We start from the raw sequence: 18,377 nt of genomic DNA on the forward strand, positions 1-18,377 counted from the left end.
CGCTGCGTACGAAAGGCTGCAGGCATGATCACCCCCCACACCGAACCACAGCCCGTCCTGCCGCGGGTGCTGGGCGCGGCCGTCACGGGAGCAGTTCTGGCCGTCGGCGCCGGTGCGTACCTCTCCTGGGCCGAGCACCACAGCGACCGGCTCTGCCGGACGACCGAGGGATTCTGCTTCACCGGATGGAATCTGACGGCGCTGCCGCTCGCGTTCGCCGTCTCCCTGACCGTGCTGCTCGTCGTCTACAAGCTGCTGGGCATCCGGCCACGGCTCGCCGTCGTCCCGCCGACGCTCGTGCTGGCGCCGATCCCCCTCTCGGCCGCGCACGCGACGGCCGACTGGTGGGCCGTCGCCCTCGCGGGCGGAGCCTGGTCGTACGCGTTGGCGCTCGCCGCGTGGAGCCGCTACCGGATCCCGGCGCTCGCGGCCTCAGCCGGACTGCTGCTCGCCTCCATGGTCGCCCTCTACGGCTGACGGCTCGCTCCTGCTCGCGGCCACCTCCTCGGAGTACACGCGCAGATACCCGACCACCGTGTTCGTCACCGCCACCAGCGGTACGGCCACCACCGCGCCGCCGATGCCGGCCACCATGCCGCCGGCGGCGACCGTGAGGACGACGGCGAGGGGGTGGACGCGGACCGCGCGGCCCAGGATGAACGGCTGCAGGACGTGGCCCTCGATCTGCTGGACCGCGAGCACGACGATCAGGGTCATGACGGCCGTGAAGACGCCCTGGGTCACCAGCGCCACTATCACCGCGAGCGCGCCCGAGGCGACGGCGCCGACGAGCGGGATGAACGAGAACAGGAAGATGAAGACGGCCAGCGGGACCGCCATCGGCACGTCCAGGAAGTAGATGCCGATGCCGATGAAGATGGCGTCGATGAGGGCGACCAGGACCGTGCCGCGGACGTAGGCGGTCAGCGTGCCCCAGGCGCGCGGGCCGGCGCCGGCCACGCCCGGGCGGGCCGCGGCGGGCACCAGTTTCAGGAACCACTCCCAGATGCGCCTGCCGTCGTAGAGCAGGAACAGCGTCGAGAAGAACACCAGCAGGATGCTGGTGAGGGCCTCGATGATGACCTGAACGCCCTCCAGGCCCGCGGAGGTTATCTGGTCGGTGTTGGCGCCGATCGCCTCGCGCAGGTTCTTCGCGATCTGGTTGATCTGCTTGTCGGTGACGTGGAAGGGGCTCTTCAGCAGCCAGTCGCGCAGGTCGTCGATGCCGGACTGGATCTGGTTGGAGAGCGTGTCGATGTTCTCCATGACCTGCCAGGTCACGAACCAGCCCATCAGCCCTATGACGACGAACCCGCTGATCGCGGTGAGCGCGGTGGCCGGGCCGCGCGGCACCCCGCGGCGGGTGAGCCGGGCGACCGTCGGCTGCAGCAGTGCGGTGACGAGCAGGGCGATGACGAAGGCGAACACCACCAGCTGGACCGCGCTGATGATCCGCATCAGGACCCAGACGGTGCCGGCGAGGACCAGCAGCCGCCATCCGGCCTCGGCCGCGACCCGCACCCCCCAGGGCACGGCCTGGGCGGGGTCGGGGCGGCGGCCGGCCGGGGGCGCGGGCCGATGGACGGGCACGGGGGCCGCGTCGACGCGATCCGGGATCGCCGGCGCGGGGCGGGCCGCGGTGTCCTCGGCGGAGTCGGCGGCGCGCTCGCGCTCCACCTCGGCGCGGCGCTCGTCCAGGCGCTCGCTGATCTCGGTCAGACCGGCTCCGAGCTTGCCGAGCCACCCTGGCACTCGCGACATGATCCGTCCTCTTCCCCCGCGTCCCCGCGTGCTCGCCACCTCTCCTCCCCCTGGAGGCGTCCGGGTACGACCGTACAGGGCGAAAGCCCCTCCCCTGAGGACGGGGAGGGGCTGCGCGAGGTTGAGTGCGACCGGGCGGGACCGGGCGGGTCTAGTACCAGTGGTTGGCCTGCCAGAAGGACCAGGCCTGGCAGGGGCTGTGGTACCGGCTGTTCATGTAGTTCAGGCCCCACTTGATCTGCGTCGCGGGGTTGGTGCGCCAGTCGGCGCCGGCCGAGGCGTACTTACCGGCGGGCAGGGCCTGGAAGAGGCCGTAGGCGCCGGAGGAGGCGTTGACCGCCTGGTAGTTCCAGCTCGACTCGTTGTTCACGATGTTGCTGAAGCACTGGAACTGGTCGGCCGCCACCATCTGACGCGCCATCGCCTGGATCTGCGCGACGGTGTAGCTGCTCTGGACGGGGAAGCTGGAGGAGGTGCGGGCGCTGTCGCGGCTGGCCGCCGCCTTCGCCTCGGCGCGCTCCTTGGCCTCCTTGGCCGCCTTCTCGGCCGCCGCCTTCTTGGCGATGGCGGTCTCGGCGGCAGCCTTGCGGGCCGCTTCCTCGGCGTCCTTCTTGGCGTTCGTGTCCGCGGCGATGGCCTGGGCATCGGCCTGCTGCGTCAGCGACGCGGACTGGACCTGGGCCTGCTGACCCGCGGGTATGTCCGCCAGGAGCGTGGTGTCGGCGGCCGTCGGCTCGGCGTCGTTGTTCTGCGCGACGCTGCCCGAGGCAACTCCGACGACGCTTCCGACGGCGGTGACCGCGGTGGCCGAGGCCACTGCGAATCCCCGGACCGAAATCCGGCTCACACGGTTTCCTTCCAGCATCGCCCGCTTCGGTGACCCTGGCGGACGCAATCGTGCCCCTGACACTGGCCTCCCAACTGCGGGGTCACGGGAGGCACGGGCCCGGTGGGCAACTCCCCCTGCGGGGAGCGGCCGCGTGGTGCGCGGGCGGCATACGACGAACTCTATGGAGTTGATGCTTTTGTGGTGCTGCACCGCTGGGGGTACAGATGTGTCGTATGCGGGGCCTGACAGGACTGAGACTCTGCCGTAACCGGACGCCGGGAGGCAATTCTGTGTTGCGTGTGAAAGCTCACATCCCGTTTGGCCCAGGGGATTTCCGGAAAGCTCCACACGCCGAGGCGCCGCCCGGCTAGGCTCTGGGCCTTTGCCGAACGGCGCCAATTGCCGTGCGAGCAGGGTCAGATGTGGCCGTCCTCCAGCATTTCGGTCACAAGCGCCGCGATCTGGGACCTCTCGGACCGGGTCAGCGTGACGTGCGCGAAGAGCGGGTGCCCCTTCAGCTTCTCCACCACGGCGACGACGCCGTCGTAGCGACCGACGCGCAGATTGTCCCGCTGCGCCACGTCATGGGTGAGAACGACCCGTGAATTGGCGCCGATCCGGGACAGAACGGTCAGCAAAACGTTCCGTTCCAGCGACTGCGCCTCGTCCACGATCACGAACGCGTCGTGCAGCGAGCGGCCCCGGATGTGGGTGAGCGGGAGGACCTCCAGCATCCCGCGCGCGGTGACCTCCTCGATGACCTCCCGGCTGGTGACCGCCGAGAGCGTGTCGAAGACGGCCTGCGCCCACGGGCTCATCTTCTCCGCCTCGCTGCCCGGCAGATAGCCCAACTCCTGCCCGCCGACCGCGTACAGCGGCCGGAACACCATCACCTTCTGGTGCTGGCGGCGCTCCAGGACCGCCTCCAGGCCGGCGCACAGGGCCAGCGCCGACTTGCCGGTGCCGGCCCGGCCGCCCATCGAGACGATCCCGACGTCCGGGTCGAGCAGCAGGTCGAGCGCGATGCGCTGCTCGGCGCTGCGGCCCTTGATGCCGAACGCCTCCCGGTCGCCGCGCACCAGGCGGACGTTGCCCTCCGCCGTGATGCGGCCGAGCGCCTTGCCGCGCTCGGAGTGGATGGTCAGGCCGGTGTGCACGGGCAGTTCGGCGGCCTCGGGGACGTACAGGTGCCCTTCCTCGAAGAGGATGTCCACCTGCTCGCCGGAGAGCGTCAGTTCGGACATTCCGGTCCAGCCGGAGTTCTCCGTGATGGCGAGTTCGGCCCGGTACTCCTCGGCGAGGAGTCCGACGGAGGACGCCTTGATCCGCAGGGGCAGGTCCTTCGAGACGACCGTGACGTCGTACCCCTCGGCCTGCAGGTTGCGGGCGACCGCGAGGATGCGGGAGTCGTTGTCCCCCAGGCGGTAGCCGGTGGGCAGCACGCTGGGGTCCGAGTGGTTGAGCTCGACACGGACGGTCCCGCCCAGCTCCCCGATCGGGATGGGGGCGTCGAGGCGACCGTTCTTCACCCGGTAGTCGTCCAGCAGGCGCAGGGCCTGCCGGGCGAAGTAGCCGAGTTCGGGATGGTGCCGCTTGGCCTCCAGTTCCGTGACCACCACGATGGGGAGCACGACCTCGTGCTCGTCGAAGCGGGTCAGGGCGTTCGGGTCGGCCAGCAGGACGCTGGTGTCGAGAACGTAGGTGCGCCGGTCTGGCTTGTGGCGCTTTGTGCTGGTCACCACGGAAGGACGTACCCCCTCGGATGAGGTCGGGGAGCGACGAGAACGAGCTGGACCGGTCGACGGCCGCCCTGCGCGGGCCGCGAACCGGCCCTCCGCCTCTTCGTCCGTGCAGTGACCGCACGATCGGGCTGGTGCAAAGGGCCTCCCGGGCGGACGGCCCCGTGCCGCCCGCTGAGATCCGACACCCGTGGTTCGGGTGTCGACCTGACTGGCTTATGCCCTCGAACATGCACCGCCATGCAAAAGCGGCCACCGGCGTGCCGGTGAACTCCTTGTTACGTCCGCGCGAATCCGGGTATGCGAACGCCCCGCCGGTGCGGTGGCCGGCGGGGCGTGGGGTGCGGTTCAGCCGCCGTACCGGCGGTGACGTGCGGCGTAGTCGCGCAGGGCGCGCAGGAAGTCGACCTTGCGGAAGGCGGGCCAGAAGACCTCGCAGAAGTAGTACTCGGAGTGCGCGGTCTGCCACAGCATGAAACCGGACAGCCGCTGCTCGCCGCTGGTGCGGATGACCAGGTCGGGATCGGGCTGGTCGCCGGTGTAGAGGTGGCGGCCGATCATGTCCACGTCGACGGACTCGGCGAGGTCCTCCATGGTGACGCCCTTGTCGTGGGCGTCGAGCAGCATGGAGCGCACGGCGTCGGCGATCTCCTGCCGGCCGCCGTAGCCGATGGCCACGTTGACGAGTATGCCGTCGATGTGGGCGGTGGCCTCCTCGGCCTCCTTCAGCGTGCGCTGCATCCCGGCCGGCAGCAGGTCCATGGTGCCGACATGGTGCACCCGCCAGCGGCCGTCGGCGGCGAGCGTGCGCACGACGTCCTCGATGATGCCGAGCAGCGGGACGAGCTCCTCCTGCGGGCGGTCGAAGTTGTCCGTGGACAGCAGCCACAGGGTGACGACCTCGACGTCGGTCTCGGTGCACCAGCCGAGGAACTCCTCGATCTTGTCCGCGCCGGCCCGGTGGCCGTGGACGGTGGTGGAACCGGACGCCTTCGCCCAGCGGCGGTTGCCGTCCATGATGACGCCGATGTGCTTGGGCACCTGAGCGTGGTCCAGGTGGCCCTCCACCCGGCGTGCGTAGAGCCTGACGAGCAGGCTGCGCAGGTTGTCGCGCAGGTTCACGGGGCCCTCCGGGGGTTTGGCGGCGGGGTCGGGGTGCGGTGGGTGCCGGAGCCGTTGAGCCTACCCCCGCCGCGGGCTCGGCTCCGGCCCGGGGTTTGGGGCCTGGGGTCGGGGACTTGGCCCCTTCGGCTGGGACGCCGGGCCGGTGCCCGGAGGTTCCCGTCAGTTCCCGGGGAGCGGCCCCGCCGATGGCCGGGACGAAAAACGGGCCGGTCCGTGGGGGGGAGACGGACCGGCCCGAGGGGGGGTTTCCACCATAACCCTTCGTGAGGGATGGTGGGTGCATCGACGGCAGACAACTACTCTCCGGAGTCGCCCGGCAACGCCCCGATGGCTGCGGAAGCCGCGATTCAGGGGTGCCTCATGGCCGATTCACAACGGATTCTCAGGCAAAGCCGGTCGGGTACGACCTGATTCGGAGGGATCCGAAAGGTTTGCGCCGTCTTGTGGGCGTGTCGGCGAGTCGTCCCGGTGTCCCCCTGATGGGCTAACCGGCCAGCGAACGGGGACTTGACGGCTCCGCTGCGGGGCCAGGGCAAGATCGTTCAGCTTCACGGCGCCGCGCAGCCCCCTCCACTGCGCGGTACCGGCCGCGCGGGTTTGCCAGCGCGAATTACCTTGGTCTGAACTTATGTGACCGATGGGGCCGATGTGAACCGCACCGTATAACGATGTGGACACCGTCGGCGCGGGGGCGGTGTCAGCGGGGGCGTGCGGAGGCCGTCAGCAGGTCGGTTTGTCGAGGCCGTCGGCGGGGCGGCGTGTGGGGCCGTCAGCAGGTCGGTTTGCCGAGGCTCGGTGGGGCGCGGCGTGCGGAGGCGGTCGGCGGGGCGGCTTGCCGAGCCGTCAGCGGCGCGGCCTGCGGACGTCGAGAAGATGCCGGGTGCTGTGCGCCACGAACGGCCCCTCCTTCTCGATCCGCTCGTGCAGCGCGCGCAGTTGGGGCTCGTGCGCCTCCACCGTGAAGCCCGGGACCATCCACACCACCTTGCGCAGGAAGTGGACGACGGCGGCGATGTCGTGGAACTCCATCCGCAGCCGCTCCGCGCGCAGTTCTGCCACCTCCAGGCCCGCCGCCTCGGCTCCGGCCCGCTCGCGCTCGGGGTCCCGGGCGGAGCGCACCTCCTCGGGCAGCGGCCCGAGGAAGAACTCCACCAGCTCGAAGACGCTGGCGGGCCCGACATGCTGGGCGAAGTAGGTGCCACCCGGCCGCAGCACCCGGGCGATCTCGTCCCAGTACGGCCGCACCGGGTGGCGGCTGAGCACCAGGTCGAACGTCTCGTCGGCGAACGGCAGCGGCGCGTCGTCCGGGGCGGCGACGACCACGACCCCGCGCGGGCGCAGCAGCGCGGTCGCCTTGGCCACGTTCGGCGGCCAGCCCTCCGTCGCGGCGGCCAGCACCGGCCGGGCCGGGGCCGCGGTGTCGAGGACGAAGTCGAGCACCTCGCCGCCGCCGGTCTGGATGTCCAGCACGGCCTCAGCGCCGCCGGCCACCCGCTTCCCCGCCGAGACGGCGTACCCCCACGAGGGCCGCTCCTCACTGGCCCGCCCCTCGAACCAGGAGAAGTCCCACCCCTCGGTCGGCACGGCGGCGCCCTCGGCCACGAGATCTTCGAACGAACGGTTTTCCGCCATGCCCACCATGGTCCCAGGGCGCCGTCCGCGGGGCCTGCTATTTTCCGCCCGCATGACGACACCCACGCCGACGTACCTCGCCGCAGAGAAGCAGACACTGCACGCGAGCCTGGACCGGCACCGCGACGCCGTGTTCTGGAAGCTCGACGGCCTCGACGACGAGCAGCTGCGCCGGCCGATGACCCCGAGCGGCACCAATCTGCTCGGGCTGGTGAAGCACCTGGCCTGCGTCGAGTACGGCTGGTTCGTGGAGACCTTCGGCGGCGAGGCCGAGCCGCTGTGGTTCGACCCGCACGACGACATGCGGGTCACCCCCGAGGAGCCGACCAAGCGGATCGTCGCCCTCTACGCCCGCGCCCGCGCCGCCGCCGACACCGTCATCACCCGGCTCCCCCTGGACACCCAGGGCACCCCGCCCTGGCGCGACATCACCGTCAGCCTCCGCTGGACCCTGGTCCACATGATCGGGGAAACAGCCCGGCACGCCGGCCACATGGACATCCTGCGCGAACTGACCGACGGGACGACCGGCGACCATCCGCCTGTTATGGGCTCGGGCTGACCGCCTCGTACGCCGCCTGCGCGGTGGCCGCGTCCAGCAGGCCCGCGTCCAGGTGACGGCGGGCCTCCCGGGCCGCGGGACCCTCGGGCGCCGGGTCCTGCGTGTGCGCCACCGTCCACAGCGTCATGAGCAGGGCGCCGAAGCAGGCGAGCGGACGGAGCGGGCCGTCCAGCGGGCCCTCGCGGGTGGCCCAGCGGGCGGCTATCGCGCCGCCGGCCTCCGGGACGCGCTCCACTCCGCGCCAGTGCTCGTCGGCGGTGGCGTAGACGACGTGCGGGACGTGGGCGTGGATCAGCGCACCGCTGCACAGCAGGCACGGCTCGAGGGTGGTGTACAGGCGGTGCCCGGGGTGCCGGCGGCCGGCCGGGAGCTGGGCCAGGGCGTTGATCTCGGCATGCGCCAGATCGGTGCCGGCGAGCTGGCCGGGCGGGGCCACGGCCTCCCGGCTGCGGTTGCGCCCGGCCGCGACGACGCCGCCCTCCGGGCCGTACAGCACGGCGCCGACGGGCCGGCTGCCGGCGCGCAGGGCCTCCCAGGCCAGCTCGAAGGGGAGGCGCCAGGGGCCCGGGATCTCGCTCACGGGGTGGTCCCCGGCCCGCCGAGCACCAGCAGGACGTGCTCGTCGGTCCCGTGTCGTACGGTGCCGGAGCGCTTGAAGCCGTGTCTTTCCAGGAGGCGGACGGAGGCGGTGTTCGTGTGGAAGGGGTCGGCGTACAGGGGGCGTACGCGCTCCAGGTGCAGGAACATGCCGAGCGCACGGGTGCCGACGCCACGTCTCCAGTACGGACGGCCGAGCCAGTACCCCACGTACCGGCGCTCGTCGTCCGCCGTCCAGGACACGACGTGCCCGGCGGGCTCGCCGTCCACGGTGACGGTCCGTACGAGGCAGTCGGGATCGCCGAGGATGCGTTCGCGCCAGTGCGTGAGGAAGGCGTCCCGCGGCCGGGGGGCGAATCTCGACCGCCGGACGGCTTCCGGGTCGTGCTCGTAGGCAAGGAAGACGTACAGGTCGTCGTCCGTGACGCCGCGCAGGCTCACGTCGCCGTGCTCGCCGTGCTCGTCATGCTCGGCGGTCATGGGGTCGGTCATGGAGGGAGTGTGACAGCCGCCACTGACAATGCCCCTCCCTCTCAGGTCAGCAGGGGGCGGACCTCTTCGGTGGCGAACCGCACGAACCCCTCCGGGTCGGGTTCGTCTCCCGTCGGCTGCAGCACAACCGTGTCGGCGCCGGCCTCGGCAAGCCGTCGTACGGCCGCGGCCACGGCGCCCGCGTCACCGGCCACCCCGACGTCCGTGGCCGACTCCAGTCCCTCGGCGGCGAGTTCGGCCCGCAGCCGGGCCTCGGCGTCAGCGCCGGTGACAGCGAGCAGGTAGACGACGACCTGGTGATGCCCGCCGCGCCCCGCCTCCTTCTGTCCCTCCTCGATGAGCCGCCGGGCCCGCCGTACGTCGTCCGGGGAGCTGGCGGCGGTGAGGACCGTGCCGTCCGCCTTGGCGCCGGAGAGGCGGAGCGTACGCGGCCCGGTGGCGCCCGCGAGGACGGGCACCGGCCGCTCCGGCGCCCAGTCGAGGCCGACGTCGTCCAGGGACACGTACCGCCCCCGCACGGTGAGCCGTTCGCCGGCCAACAGGGCGCGCAGGGCGTCGAGATGCTCGCCGAGGAGCGCGAGCGGGGAGGCGGGACGAGCGCCGACCTGCCCCATCCAGTCCTGCACGCCGTGCCCGACGACGACGGTCGCGCGCCCCGGGAACATGCGGTGCAGGGAGGCGGCCTCCATCGCGGTGAGCGCCACGTTCCTGAGCGGCACCGGCAGCAGCCCGACCCCGACCCGCACCCGCTCGGTCCAGGCCAGCGCCGCGGCGGCGGTCGAGATCCCGCCCTCCCGGAAGCAGTCCTCCCACAACCACAGTTCCTCGAGCCCTGCTTCGTCCGCCACACGGGCCACCGCCTTCAGCCGCTCGGGCGGAAGCTGGGGGCGAAAGACGACACCGAGTCCAGTCATGGGGTTCTTCCTAGTGGGAGGGGGCGGGCGGGACAACTCCTTTACGTGCGCGGTGACCGGCGTTCCCGGTGACCCCGTGGGTACAGTCACTGCGGAGGTGGCCTGCGGATGGCGCGGTGGCGGGACGGGCGGGGCCGGCTGGTCGTGCACGGGGGCGGGGACGAGGACGGGGCCGCGGTCTCAGTTCCTTTGGAGATCGCGACGTCCTACCGGGCCCGCACGAAGGGGTTGTTGGGCCGTGACTCGGTCGAGGGGGCCATGCTGCTGTCCCCCGCCGGCGCGGTGCACACCTTCCGCATGCGCATCCCCATCGACGTCGCGTACCTCGACCGCACGCTCACCGTCATTGCCGTCCGAACGATGAAGCCGGGCCGCCTGGGCCTGCCTCGCCTGCGGTCGCGGCATGTGCTGGAGGCGGGGGCGGGGGTTATGGCGGGGTGGGGGCTTGGCGTGGGGGTTCGGGTGGGCGTCGAGGTGGATTGAGCGTCGCGTGTGTGGGTGACCTCAGAACTCCTTGCCGAGGTCTGTGCCTTTGGGGGCACGGAAGCAGGCGGAGACGACGTGGATCTGGATCATGGGCTGCCGGGTTCCCTCCGAGCCCGTGATGTGCAGGGAAGCGTTGACCGAGAAGGGCTCTGTCTCCGAGTTGGCGGTGAGTTCGAGGTTCTTGTTCGCACTGGTGTCACGGCCGTATGCGACGACTTTCCAGCCGTTCTTGGGGAGGCTCTCCCGCAGGCGCCGGAAACCGGCCTCCAGTTTGTCGGCGGCGACTGCGTAGATCGACCACGGGTGACGCATGCGGTAAAGGTGCTCGGGATCCTCGTCGCAGAGAGAGACACCCGCGCCTCCCCCAGTCACCTTGCCTGTTTTGATTCCGATCATGTCAAGAATCTGACTCGAGAGGTGGTTGGCCTTCGTCCTCGCCTGCTCGACCGCGAGAGTCGTCGGCTGAGCGGTGTTACCACCCTCATTCACGTCATCGCTGTTCACGTCTTTTGAGCATCCTGTCATGACGAGGGCCAAGACGCTGGCCCCTACGCAGAAAGCCGACCGGCTTCGTGGGAGTTGATGGCTGAACGGGTTCACTTGTCTTCCTTGACGTCACCGTATTTACCGACGACAACCGCGCCCTGGTTCTGCAATGAAACCGACCCCTCGTCCCAGTAGCCGCTGTGCCCACTGGTATCCACATCCATCCGGTGTCCCCCAAACGCCTCGTCGGACGGAATCGTCGTGATGTAACCGGCGTTGTAGGGAACCCCGTGATAGTGCTGCACGCCCCACTTCTCCCCGCCCAGGAACTGTCGGCCGACGTAGGGCACCGGGTCGTCGCCGGCGGCCTCGGACCAGACGTGTTTGCTGCCCACGCCCAGATCGCTCGCGTCGCCCACCAGCATCCCCGGACTGCCGGCGACCACGATGTCGTGGGCCGCGATGTGGTGTTCCTTGGTGGCCGCACCGACGACGGTCGTGCCGTAGCTGTGGGCGATGACGGTCGTGTGGCTCGACGACTTACAAACGTCGGAGCCGCTGCGGGCGGTCTGCAGCCCCTCCAGGAAGGTGTTCAGCCTGGGCGCCGAGTCGTGGGCGTAGCTCGGCGAAGGGGAATCGGTGAGCACGTTCTGCGGGGCGTCGTAGCCGATCCACGTGATGGTGGACGTGGTCTTGTCGGGAGCCTGTGCATGGGCCTCCTGCCAGGTGTCCGTCATCCGCTTGATGTCACCGCCGGCATTCGCCAGCCGCGCGCCCGTCCCGGGCACGTACACGGCCGTGTTGTCCGCCCTGTCGGGGTTGCCGTTGGCGATGATCGCGTGTCCGAGGCCCTTGGTGTCGAAGCCGAGGAGGTAGGCCTGCGGCAGGCCGGGCTTGCCGTTCGGACCGGGCACGCCGCTCGCGTCCAGCCGGGCCTGGATGTCGTCCATGCCCTTGAGCAGGTCCCGCACCCGCACGCCACCGGCTCTCTGCCACTGCTGCCAGGCCGGGTTGACGACGGCGGAGGGAGGGCCGCCGCCCCGGACGTACTGCGGCGGCTCGGGCCCGAGTCGCTCGTACTCCTGCGCGAACTGTGCCCGTGTTTCCGCCAGCACGATCCGGTTGGAGGTGTCGCGCACCTCGGACGGCAGGCCGTCGAGCGCGCCGATCTGGGCCGGGTAGAGAGTCGCGTACTCGTCGCGCTGCTCGTCGGTGAGGCCGTCCCACCACTTCCTGTTCTCGGCGGGAGACTTTCCGCACGGGATCTTCTTCTCGTCGAGATGGCCGGCGACGGTCTTCCGTACGGCTCGCATGTCCTCGGCCGCGTCGATCAGCATGTCGTCGGTGACGTCCAGCCCGGCCGGGGCCTTGAGCTTGCGGAGCATGGATGCGTAGCGCGCGTCGATCTCGCCCGCCTCTCGCACCGCGCTGGCGATGCGTTCGGCGATGTCCTCGGCCATGGCCTTGTTCGGATTGCCGCCGCCTTCACCATCGCCCGGCAGGTATGGGACGGGCGCGCCCGCTCGCGCCGTACCACCGCCGGCGCCCGGAGCCAACGGCATGAGAGGGCCTGCCGACGACTTTCCTGGAGCGGGCGCCCCGGAAAGGACCGTCGCCGGGGTGCCGTCCTTCCAGACAGGAGGCGGATACGTCACCGAACCGTCCCCGTTCACCGTGAACTTGAACGCCTCGGCGTCTTCCAGCGCCTGCTTCAGCTTGCGCTGAGGTCCTTCCAAATCAGCGGCGAGGGATTCCAGCGTCGTCCGGATCAGACCGCACTCGCCGTGAATGTACTGGTAGTTACGGCTGAGGCGGTCCAGTTCGCCCGCTGCCTTGGTCGCCGTCTCCCCCTTCTGGGTGGAGCGGACCGGAATCGTCATCTCCCGGTCGGTCCGGAGCCGGGCGGCGTCCGCGCGGTGACTCACCTTGCCCCAGCCGCCGGCGGCGTCCCGGTACTGGGACAGCTTCAGGTCACGGAGGTGCTGCCATGTGGACACGGGCCTCACCGGGACCAGTCAGGGGCGTTGCCGACGTGAACTCCGCCCACGCGGCCCGCGACGTGGTGGTCGACCTCGCCGAAGTGCGTTCCGGTCTTGGCCAGGGTTTCGTGCAGCCGACCGCACTCGTCCCGGACGGCGGTGAGCCGAGCCTCCCAGGTGGCGCGCACCTCGTTCAGCGCGGCCGGACAGTCGAATCCCCCGGCCCCGCCCGCCGCGCCGATGCCGGTCTCCCTGAGGTCGGACAGACCGTTGCCGATGTCGGTGTGCAGTTCCTCCGCCACGCGCGCCGCGCTCGTCCATGGGGTCTTACTGATCCGCAGATCGGCGTCCCCGCTGCCTCCCCCGCCGTTCGCGCTCGCCAATTGCAGGCGAGTGGACCCGGTCTTGCCGTCGCGAGGCGGGACACCCACGGCCCTCTCCCAGTCAAACCCCACGCGCCGGCCCTTCCCCCACCATGCGTGGTACCTCCCCGTGTCTGTCGTGCGCTGCTGAATCGGCGTTCAGCGCGCTACCGCACTGCTGCGGCGGTCGAGGAAGACTTTAGCTACCGTGTGTGATCGGCCGTTCCATATCAGTCACCGCCCCGTCTGAGTACTCGTCCGGCTGGGGGGCCGCGTTGCCGGGGCAGGAACGATTCGGGCATGACGGCTGCCGCGTGACACCAATTGGCCAAAAAGCGACTGCCAAGTGCGAGGTGAGCGACGGCGGTTCCTAGAGCTTCGCCGCCGCCCGATGGCACACCCTCCTCCACTCGGTCAGCGATTCAGGTCCATGACGCCGACTCCGAGCCCGGCATAGGCGTCCGGCGCGACGGTGGCCACCAGCGCACCGTCCGGGAGCATGGGATTCGGCCGTGCCACGTGTACGGCCGCCGCGACGCCGAAGGCCACACCGTCGCCGAGCAGCTCCGCGACCGTCACTGCCATCGCGTAGTCGTCATCGATGACCTGGATCACGTCCAGCAACACGCCCGCGTGGGCGACAATCCCGGGGCGCTCGCGCTCGGCCTCGAGGAGGCACAGGATCGGCGCCCAGAGGCGGACGTCATCGCTGGACGCAGCAGCATGAATGAGCCCGGAGACCTGCTTGTTGCCGCCCATCGCCAGCAGTGTGGGGCTGTCGAGAACGTAGTGTTCGATCTGGTTCAACGGGGCGAATCCGCCTCCGTGAGAGCGGCCCGGTGAGCAGCGGTGGCCTCCCGCATTTTGCGCCGCATCTCGGCGGACTCCTCATCGGTCACGTAATGCCCGAACCGTTCGGCGAGCAGCGCGCGGGTGCGATCGGCCCGTGCCTTGATCTGCTCAGGAGTCAGCGTCTGAGCCGCTATTTCCTGCATGAGGGCACGCAGGCTGGTCCCACGGGCCTCCGCGACGGCGGCGAGCTGGTCACGGACTTCGGCGGGTACGCGGATCATGACATCGGCCATGCCGGCAGTATACGTCGCGTATACGCCGAGCGTCCCTCTTTCGAAAACCGGGCACCGGTCAGTTCTCCGTGCGCGGGAACGACACCTCCACCCGGCGGTTCTTCCGGCGGCCCTCCTCCGTGGAGTTGTCGGCGATCGGGTACTGCTCGCCGTAGCCGCGGACCTCGAAGGTGATGTTCGGGTCGTTCAGGTCCTGGTCGAGGACGGCCTGTACGGCGTTGGCGCGTTGCCTGGACAGGACGTCGCCGTGGGCGGCGGAGCCGAGGTTGTCGGTGAAGCCGAAGACGCGGACCTGGGTCGCGTTCTGCTTCTTGATCTCCTCGGCGATCGTGGCGATACGGGCCTTGGCCTCGCCGCTGAGCTTGGCGCTGTCCTTGCTGAAGAGGACTTCCGCCTGGAGCGCGAAGGTCACGTCGGCGTTGGTGTCCTCCCGGCGTTCGTCCCCGCTCTGGTCCTCCACGACCGACTTGATGTCCAGCACCTTCGGCGCGGCCAGGGTGGCGCCCTCGGGGAGCTTCAGGTCGGGGTCCTTGGGGTCGATCTTCACCGGGGCCGCGGCGGAGGGTGCCGTGTCGGGGGGCTGGCTGGGGTCGGTGCCGTCTGCCCGGGCGGGGGTGACGGTGAGGAGGAGGGTGGCTGCGGTGAGGGTGAGAGCGAGGCGGGGCGTGGTCACTTCGGCCTCACCCGGAGATCTTGATGGTGGCGGAGGTGAAGGTGGGGAGCTGGAACTCCACCTCGGACGTGTTCGCCGGAGGGGCCGGGAACTGCATGAAGACAGCCAGGGTGGCGCCGGCCTTGAGTGTCGAGAAGCCCGTGGTCGTCAGCGGACGGCCCTCGGTGTCCCGCAGCACGTAGTAGCGCTTCTTGCCCTGCGGGTCGACCAGCGTGGCCCCGCCCAGGGACCTGCCGTTCTTGATGATCTCGGTTTCGTTGCCGCTCAGGGCGGAGGGGATGACGACGGTCTGGGCCCCGTCGTTCTTCAATGTGCCGTTGACCGTGACGAAGCCGCCCGAGTCGCGCTGAGCGGAGACGATCCGGAGGAGCAGGCCGTCCGACCCCTTCAACTCCGCCAGCGGCTGGTCCGACTGCCCCTCCTGAGTACTCGGGTCGGAGTCGCTTGTCCGGGATGCGGACGCCGAATGGTCCGGCTTCTTGTCGTCCCCGCCGCCTCCACCGCAACCGGCAACGCCGACGGCCAGACCAGCCGCAACGGTCAATGCGACCATCCCCTTGCGGGCCCTCGCAGTGAACCGCATGCTCATCGCTCCGCTTCCTTCGTCATTGATCGTTCACTCGTCAGTCGGCCAGGTGGACGTCGAAGAGGTCTTCGGGCTTCGGCAGCCCCGTCGTGTCATCCGGCTTGAGATGCCAGACCTTGTCCCTGCACGTGAGTTGGAGCAGGGTGTCGCCGCCGCCACCCGCGTCGGGAACGTCGCAGAGGGGCTCGATCTCGGCCGTGGCGGAAGCCTTCGACTTGTAGTTCTCCGACCCCGGTACGACCGACCGCCCGACGGACTTGTCGGACTGCACGTCGACGCGGTACTTCAGCAGCCCCGGCGCAAAGCAGTCACTCAGCACGGCATCGTTCTGCGCGGCGAGTTGGCCGGCCCGTCCACACGGGTCGTCGAACGTCACCCTGCCCTCGAAGATGTCCTGCCACTTCGTGGGGTCGGCGAGTACCTTCACCCACTGGGCCGTGAGTTGGTCGCGCTCGTTCTGCGCCGCCGCGAGCGCTGCCGCGTCGGCTGCCGTCTGTGCGCCGCTCCGGTTCACCGACGCCTGGCCGACCGCAAGGTAGGCCAACGCGAGAAAGAGCAGGCCCGCCACCACCGTGATGTAGATGGGGAAGGCCTGCCCTGCGTCGCGGTGTGGAGGGTTCAGCCGCCGGTGACCTCGGCGATCTTGTTCGTGATCGCGTCGTAGATCGACTGTCCGATGCTCGTGCCCGTGATCGCCAACACGATCGCCACCACCACCGCGATGATGCCGAGGTACTCCACCGCGGTCTGTCCCTTGTCGCTGCGGGCGACACGGGCCTGCAGATACGCGACGGTGGTGTTGAACCAGTTGCTCATGGTGGTCCCCTCCGGGTTCGCCTCCGATCCGGACAACGTAGGCCGGAACACGGCGCCCGACCGAGGGCCCCAGGACCCAACCCCGGACCCATTCCCCCGACCGTCCGCTCCCCCACGCGCCCACCTCACGCCACCCCCAGCCACTTCGCGGCCGCCTGGGAGCGGCTGGAGCTCTGGAGTTTGGCGAAGATGCGGTTGATGTGGTTCTTGACCGTCTTCTCGGAGATGAAGCAGGCGGCGGCGATCTGCTGGTTGGTCATGCCGGACGCGATGAGGTCCATGATCTCCGCCTCCCTCGTGCTCAGCCGGAAACGCGAACGGAACGACTTTCCCATGGATGATTGCACTTGCGAAAGGGGTTGAGGGGTGATTTCCCCCAGAACATCGGGCGCTTGGCGGTCAGGCTGTGCAGTTGCACTCCCCCGCAGCTCCGTCAGCAACGCCTTCGCCGCCCCGGGAGTCACATGCGGCCGCCCCTCCCGGACGTCCCGTACCGCGCGCACCAGTTGCTCGGTCGTGAACTCGCCGTGCACCAGGTATCCCCCCGCCCCCAGCCGCAGCGCCTCCCGTACGGTCTCCGTCTCGTGGCTGTACGTGAGCATCATGACCGGCGCCAGCCGAACCAGGTGCGGCAATGCGGAGATTCCGTCGACGCCGGGCATGCGGACGTCGAGGAGGATGACGTCCGGGCGGTGCCGCAGGGCCGCCTCGTACGCCTCGCGGCCGTCCGTCGCCTCCGCCACCACCGTGGTGTCCTCGCGGCCCGAGAGCAGGGCGGTCAGGCCCGCCCGGACCACCGGGTTGTCGTCGGCCACCAGCAGCCGCAGGGGTGGCGCGGCCGGCGCCGGTGACGCCGGCCAGGGGTGGGTGTGCTGCATGATCCGGCCTCCTCTCAGGCTTCCCGGGGTGCGGGGTCGGGGCTGGTCAGGGCCGACAGCGGGAGTTCCACGCGGACTTCCGTGCCCCGTGCGTGGCCGCCCCGGCCGATGCGGATGCGGGCCCCGATCCGGGCGGCCCGCTCCACCATGCCGAGCAGGCCGAAGTGGCCGGCGTCGCGGAGGCGTTCGAGGGTGGTGTCCGGTGGGAGGCCCCGGCCGTCGTCGTGGATCGTGAGGCGCAGGAGGTCGCCGTGGCGCGCCGCTCGTACCTCGACTCGGGTCGCGGACGCGTGCCGGTGGGCGTTCTCCAGCGCCTCCGCGGTGATGGAGAGCAGGTGCCGGGCCAGGGGCGGGGGCACCGCGGGGAGGGGCGTGTCGGGTCCGGTGGGCCAGTGGCGGGTCACCCGGAGGCCGGTGCGGGCCGTGAAGCGGTCCAGTTCGTGGGCGAGTTGCTGCCACAGAGGTTGTGCCTCGAGGTGATCACCCGGTTCGCGCCGCAGGTCCGCCAGCAGTTCCCGGGACTCCGCCGCGGCCCGGCGCGCCGAGCGGGAGACCAGTTCCGCCTGGCGGCGGACGCGGTCGGGGTCGGGGGCGGCGGAGGAGGCCGTGGCCGCCAGGCCGTCCGCCGCGAGGGCCACGCCGTACAGGGTCTTGGCCACGGAGTCGTGCATCTCACGGGCCAGCCGGGCGCGTTCCGCGCTCACCGCCTCCGCCGCCGCGAGCCGTGCCTGGACCGTCGTCAGGGCGTGGGTGGCGGCGCCGAAGCGGAGCATCAGGCCCCGCAGGGTCGAGCCCATGGCGCCGGAGATCACGCACAGGCCGGGCAGCAGGAGCGCCTCGGCGACCGGGGCGTGGCGGTCGGCCTTCAGCGTGGCGTGGACCAGCAGCAGGATCAGGGACTGCAGGGAGGCGAAGCAGGCCGCGCCGCGCCAGCTGTAGAGGAGGCCGGCGAGGAGCGGGGTGCAGACGCTGACGTAGGCGAGGGTGGTGTCCGGGCCGGCGGAGATCAGGAGGAAGGAGGCGAAGAGGGTGTCGGCTGCCAGGAGGCCGGGGTGGCGCAGCAGGAGGGGGCCGAAGCGTTCCCAGTCGCGGAAGAGGACGTAGGACACCATGAAGGTGACCACCACGGCCGCGCCTGCCAGGCGGACGCCCAGGCCCGGGGCCGCGTGGAGCAGTGCGGCCGGGGCGGCCAGGGCGATCATGGCCAGGCGGAAGCCGAAGACCTGCCGGCACATGGCCTGCAGGGCGCGGATCTGGAGCTTTTCCGAGGGTTCGGCCGTGGTGGGTTCCGTGCCGGCGGTTGCCTTCGGGCGGCGTACGGCTCGGGCGACGGCCGCGCGCACGCGGCCCGCGGCGCCGGAGAACCCTCCTTCGC

22 protein-coding genes are annotated in these 18,377 nt (G+C 70.6%); 3 read left to right on the plus strand and 19 right to left on the minus strand.

The genetic code is table 11. The features are described 5' to 3' along the window. The first annotated feature begins 24 nt into the window (after window positions 1-24). Entirely contained in the window at window positions 25-477 is a 453-nt protein-coding gene (locus AB0950_RS01255; protein WP_360159882.1) for a hypothetical protein, read from the plus strand. On the opposite strand, the gene AB0950_RS01260 is transcribed toward AB0950_RS01255, so the two are convergent. The 5 genes from AB0950_RS01260 to AB0950_RS01280 form a co-directional block, all read right to left on the minus strand. Then, window positions 433-1,761, minus strand: a complete 1,329-nt coding sequence (locus AB0950_RS01260; RefSeq protein ID WP_360159881.1) for an AI-2E family transporter — start codon at window positions 1,759-1,761, stop codon at window positions 433-435. The genes AB0950_RS01255 and AB0950_RS01260 overlap by 45 nt on opposite strands. A 151-nt stretch (window positions 1,762-1,912) precedes the next feature. Further along, window positions 1,913-2,608, minus strand: a complete 696-nt coding sequence (locus AB0950_RS01265) for a transglycosylase SLT domain-containing protein (RefSeq protein WP_360159880.1) — start codon at window positions 2,606-2,608, stop codon at window positions 1,913-1,915. A 398-nt stretch (window positions 2,609-3,006) separates the two neighbouring features. Continuing rightward, on the minus strand, window positions 3,007-4,332 hold the full coding sequence (locus tag AB0950_RS01270; RefSeq protein WP_330338055.1) for a PhoH family protein: 1,326 nt from the start codon (window positions 4,330-4,332) through the stop codon (window positions 3,007-3,009). A gap of 345 nt (window positions 4,333-4,677) precedes the next feature. Continuing rightward, window positions 4,678-5,451, minus strand: a complete 774-nt coding sequence (locus tag AB0950_RS01275; RefSeq protein ID WP_360159879.1) for an isoprenyl transferase — start codon at window positions 5,449-5,451, stop codon at window positions 4,678-4,680. 846 nt (window positions 5,452-6,297) lie between these two features. Further along, complete coding sequence (locus AB0950_RS01280) at window positions 6,298-7,086, minus strand: class I SAM-dependent methyltransferase (RefSeq protein WP_366777522.1); 789 nt, start codon at window positions 7,084-7,086, stop codon at window positions 6,298-6,300. Between the two features lie 52 nt (window positions 7,087-7,138). Between AB0950_RS01280 and AB0950_RS01285 the strand changes: the two genes are divergently transcribed. After that, window positions 7,139-7,648: a DinB family protein gene (locus AB0950_RS01285; RefSeq protein WP_366777523.1), complete on the plus strand. Its 510-nt coding sequence runs from the start codon at window positions 7,139-7,141 to the stop codon at window positions 7,646-7,648. Here AB0950_RS01285 and AB0950_RS01290 read toward each other — a convergent pair. From AB0950_RS01290 to AB0950_RS01300, 3 genes are read right to left on the minus strand one after another with little or no spacing between them, the layout of a single operon-like run. Further along, window positions 7,632-8,228, minus strand: coding sequence for a nucleoside deaminase (locus tag AB0950_RS01290; RefSeq protein WP_366777524.1), 597 nt, complete (start codon window positions 8,226-8,228; stop codon window positions 7,632-7,634). The genes AB0950_RS01285 and AB0950_RS01290 overlap by 17 nt on opposite strands. Then, window positions 8,225-8,737 carry a GNAT family protein gene (locus tag AB0950_RS01295; RefSeq protein ID WP_366777525.1) on the minus strand — a complete coding sequence of 171 codons (513 nt, stop codon included), beginning with the start codon at window positions 8,735-8,737 and terminating at the stop codon, window positions 8,225-8,227. Before AB0950_RS01295 ends, AB0950_RS01290 begins: the two co-directional genes overlap by 4 nt. A 41-nt stretch (window positions 8,738-8,778) precedes the next feature. Next, window positions 8,779-9,651, minus strand: coding sequence for an LLM class flavin-dependent oxidoreductase (locus AB0950_RS01300; RefSeq protein ID WP_366777526.1), 873 nt, complete (start codon window positions 9,649-9,651; stop codon window positions 8,779-8,781). A gap of 108 nt (window positions 9,652-9,759) precedes the next feature. On the opposite strand from AB0950_RS01300, the gene AB0950_RS01305 reads away from it, so the two are divergent. Then, window positions 9,760-10,134 carry a DUF192 domain-containing protein gene (locus AB0950_RS01305; RefSeq protein ID WP_360574910.1) on the plus strand — a complete coding sequence of 125 codons (375 nt, stop codon included), beginning with the start codon at window positions 9,760-9,762 and terminating at the stop codon, window positions 10,132-10,134. A gap of 21 nt (window positions 10,135-10,155) precedes the next feature. Here the strand turns inward: AB0950_RS01305 and AB0950_RS01310 are convergent, their stop codons facing one another. From AB0950_RS01310 to AB0950_RS01360, 11 genes are all read right to left on the minus strand, one after another. Beyond that, on the minus strand, window positions 10,156-10,641 hold the full coding sequence (locus tag AB0950_RS01310) for a hypothetical protein (RefSeq protein WP_366777527.1): 486 nt from the start codon (window positions 10,639-10,641) through the stop codon (window positions 10,156-10,158). Window positions 10,642-10,733: 92 nt separating this feature from the next. Continuing rightward, window positions 10,734-12,620 carry an alpha/beta hydrolase gene (locus AB0950_RS01315; RefSeq protein ID WP_366777528.1) on the minus strand — a complete coding sequence of 629 codons (1,887 nt, stop codon included), beginning with the start codon at window positions 12,618-12,620 and terminating at the stop codon, window positions 10,734-10,736. A gap of 5 nt (window positions 12,621-12,625) precedes the next feature. After that, window positions 12,626-13,033, minus strand: coding sequence for a hypothetical protein (locus AB0950_RS01320; RefSeq protein ID WP_366777529.1), 408 nt, complete (start codon window positions 13,031-13,033; stop codon window positions 12,626-12,628). Between the two features lie 345 nt (window positions 13,034-13,378). After that, on the minus strand, window positions 13,379-13,771 hold the full coding sequence (locus AB0950_RS01325; protein ID WP_360574914.1) for a hypothetical protein: 393 nt from the start codon (window positions 13,769-13,771) through the stop codon (window positions 13,379-13,381). After that, window positions 13,768-14,049: an Arc family DNA-binding protein gene (locus tag AB0950_RS01330; protein WP_360159868.1), complete on the minus strand. Its 282-nt coding sequence runs from the start codon at window positions 14,047-14,049 to the stop codon at window positions 13,768-13,770. The genes AB0950_RS01325 and AB0950_RS01330 overlap by 4 nt, the downstream gene beginning before the upstream one ends. 58 nt (window positions 14,050-14,107) lie before the next feature. Then, on the minus strand, window positions 14,108-14,722 hold the full coding sequence (locus tag AB0950_RS01335) for an OmpA family protein (protein ID WP_366777530.1): 615 nt from the start codon (window positions 14,720-14,722) through the stop codon (window positions 14,108-14,110). A gap of 7 nt (window positions 14,723-14,729) precedes the next feature. Further along, window positions 14,730-15,311, minus strand: a complete 582-nt coding sequence (locus AB0950_RS01340; protein WP_360159866.1) for a hypothetical protein — start codon at window positions 15,309-15,311, stop codon at window positions 14,730-14,732. A 34-nt stretch (window positions 15,312-15,345) separates the two neighbouring features. Continuing rightward, window positions 15,346-15,876 (minus strand): pilus assembly protein TadG-related protein, encoded by a 531-nt coding sequence (locus AB0950_RS01345; protein ID WP_360574917.1) that lies wholly within the window; start codon window positions 15,874-15,876, stop codon window positions 15,346-15,348. A gap of 50 nt (window positions 15,877-15,926) precedes the next feature. Continuing rightward, on the minus strand, window positions 15,927-16,124 hold the full coding sequence (locus tag AB0950_RS01350; protein ID WP_330338077.1) for a hypothetical protein: 198 nt from the start codon (window positions 16,122-16,124) through the stop codon (window positions 15,927-15,929). Between the two features lie 125 nt (window positions 16,125-16,249). Then, entirely contained in the window at window positions 16,250-17,002 is a 753-nt protein-coding gene (locus AB0950_RS01355; RefSeq protein ID WP_366777531.1) for a response regulator transcription factor, read from the minus strand. Window positions 17,003-17,016: 14 nt separating this feature from the next. Then, on the minus strand, window positions 17,017-18,237 hold the full coding sequence (locus AB0950_RS01360; protein WP_360574940.1) for a histidine kinase: 1,221 nt from the start codon (window positions 18,235-18,237) through the stop codon (window positions 17,017-17,019). Between the last annotated feature and the right edge of the window lie 140 nt (window positions 18,238-18,377).

It is taken from the genome of Streptomyces sp. NPDC007189, assembly GCF_040703635.1.
Classification (GTDB): Bacteria; Actinomycetota; Actinomycetes; order Streptomycetales; family Streptomycetaceae; genus Streptomyces.